At 76.6% G+C, this 2,228-nt stretch carries 3 protein-coding genes and 1 pseudogene; 3 read left to right on the top strand and 1 reads right to left on the bottom strand.

The genetic code is table 11. The features are described from left to right. A partial coding sequence (locus MET9862_RS29890) for a pentapeptide repeat-containing protein (protein ID WP_497756013.1) occupies positions 1-382 on the bottom strand: 382 nt, incomplete at its 3' end. Positions 383-677: 295 nt separating this feature from the next. On the opposite strand from MET9862_RS29890, the gene MET9862_RS28890 reads away from it, so the two are divergent. From MET9862_RS28890 to MET9862_RS29885, 3 genes and pseudogenes are all read left to right on the top strand, one after another. Then, positions 678-1,355 (top strand): Crp/Fnr family transcriptional regulator, encoded by a 678-nt coding sequence (locus MET9862_RS28890; RefSeq protein ID WP_009863996.1) that lies wholly within the window; start codon positions 678-680, stop codon positions 1,353-1,355. A 162-nt stretch (positions 1,356-1,517) separates the two neighbouring features. Further along, the gene (locus MET9862_RS28885) at positions 1,518-1,904 is read left to right on the top strand and encodes a hypothetical protein (RefSeq protein WP_142586301.1); all 387 of its coding nucleotides are present in this window, start codon (positions 1,518-1,520) and stop codon (positions 1,902-1,904) included. 141 nt (positions 1,905-2,045) lie between these two features. Beyond that, positions 2,046-2,228: pseudogene (locus tag MET9862_RS29885) on the top strand (TolC family outer membrane protein); the annotation flags it as partial.

Here is a 2,228-nt window from a genome sequence, read left to right as displayed (position 1 = left end):
GCGTCAGCGTTCCGGACGGCGGCGTCGCCGCGCGGGCCGGCGCGGAGCGCGCCGCCGGCGCTCGCCCCGCCGAAGTCGCGGCCGGTCCTGGCCCCGCTCCGGTCGGCTCCGCGCGGGTTCGCCCCCGGACCTGCGGACCGAAGAAACGCGCGCCGACGAGCTTCGCCCCGCCCAGGTCGGCCGTCTTGAGCCCGGCCTGGTCGGGGGCCGCGACGCGGAGACCGCCCCCCCGCGGCAGGACCCTGTTCAAGCGGGACGGGCGCAGGTTCGCGCGCCTGAGGTCCAGGCCGGACAGGCGCCCGTCCGAGAGGCTGAGCGGCTTGCCGGCCGCCCGGGCGATCGTCGCCTCGATAGCGGCGCGGGCCGTCCCCGCCTGCGTCATGTCCGGCATCGTCCGGCCGAGGGGGCGGAGCAGGTCGCCCGCGGCCGACGCCGGACCCCGGGCGACGACGGCCGAGAACGGGAGGGCCGCGTGCCTGCGTATGGGTGTCCCCGCGGTTCCCGGCGAACGGGCTCGGGCCCCGCGCACCGCCGGAACCGGCACCGCCGCGCGCCCGCGCGGCTCAATCCGAACGCGGGCGGCATCGGTCGTTTGTGCCCGCGCTCATCGACGCCGGCCTGTCCCGGAACGTCCCCGGCGCCCGACCGGCGCGCCGCGGAGCTGAAGGTCATCGCGCATGTCTCACGCCGACCGCGTCGAGCGCTGGTTCGAGCAGTTTCCCGTGCTCGGGACGCTTCCGGCCGACCACCGGCACATCCTGCGCGGCGCCGTGCGCTTTCCCGTGCTGGAGGCGGGAGCGACCGCCTACGAGCTGGGAGGCGAGTGCGCGAACTACCTGATGTGCATCGAGGGCCGGACACGCGTCTTCCGGATCTCCGCGGGCGGCCGCGAGATGCTGATCTACCGGGTGGGTCCCCGGGGGACCTGCGTCCTCACGACCCAGTGCCTGCTCGCCGGCGGCACCTTCCCGGCCGAGAGCGTCGCGGAGCAGCGCACGGTGCTGGCGGCGCTTCCGGCGGAGACCTTCCGGCACCTCATGGCGGCCTCGGCCGCGTTCCGCGCCTTCGTCCTCGACGATTACGCCAAGCTCATGGCCGTCCTGTTCGGGCTCCTCGACGAGATCGCCTTCACGCCCCTTGAGGAGCGCCTCGCCCGGCACCTGCTCGCCCAAGCGGACCAGCACGGAAGGGTGACCGCGACGCACCGGCAGATCGCGGCCGACCTCGGCACCGTGCGCGAGGTCGTCAGCCGGCATCTCGCCGGCTGGGAGCGCGCGGGATGGATCCGGGTCCTGCGCGGGCAGGTCGAGATCCGCGACCGCATCGCCCTGGCCGGACATCGGCTCCGCCCCTGAGGCCGGGCCGGACCCCGGCGAAGCGCGAAACCCTCCGCGCGAGGAGGGTCCTGCGACGGGTCGCGCCGCCGGCGCGCGGGAACGATCGGGCTCCTCGGACGCTGGCCTCCCCCACCTCCGCGAGACCTTGCGCCGGGCGGCGCGCCCCCGTAAGCATGGCGTATGGTCAGGCTTCGGCAGCGGTGGGACGGGTACGCGTCCGGCGTTTGGCGCCGCGCCCTGGTTTGCCTGCTCGCCATCGCCCTGACCGTCTCCCTGGTGGACCCGGCCCTGACCGCGCCCGCGTCGCCGGACGAGGAAGCCGGCGGGCCCGGCATCGTCATCGTGCTCGATGCCATCTCCGGGGCGCCCGCCGCGGACGAGCCGGCGGACCGCGGCCTTGCGGGGCCTGGCCGTTGCAGCGCGCACTGCCCCTGCCATGCCGTCATCCGGCCGGAGAGCCCGGTCGTGACGCCCCTGCGCATCGCCAGGCCGCCCGAATTCCCCCTCGGCACCGCCCGCCTCTCCTCCGTGGCATCGACGCCCCCGAGCGAGCCCCCGCGCGCCTGACCCGCCGGCCGCCGCATGCCGCGGCGGCAACCCGGGTTGCATGGTCATCCCCAGGCCCGGAAGGGAAGGCGCCCGCCCTGCGCGGCGCGGGTCCCGTCGATGCGACGGGGCGGCATGTGGCAGCATCTCGCAGGGTGGGCGATGCCCGTTCCCCTCATCATCGACCCCGAACCGGCGGTCTTCCCGGGCGCGGCGCCGCGTGCCGGCGCGTTCCCGCTCGCTCGTGCGGGCCAGGCCTCGGCGCTCGCCGCGGGTCGGGGACGCCGCGCAGCCGAGCCTCGGCAGGGCGGTACGCCGGAGCCGTCGCGCGGGTCGGATCCGGCC

The sequence above is a fragment of the Methylobacterium symbioticum genome, assembly GCF_902141845.1.
Classification (GTDB): domain Bacteria; phylum Pseudomonadota; class Alphaproteobacteria; order Rhizobiales; family Beijerinckiaceae; genus Methylobacterium; species Methylobacterium symbioticum.
The sequence above is the reverse complement of the archived record's forward strand: the minus strand, read 5'-3'. Positions and strand labels throughout refer to the sequence as shown.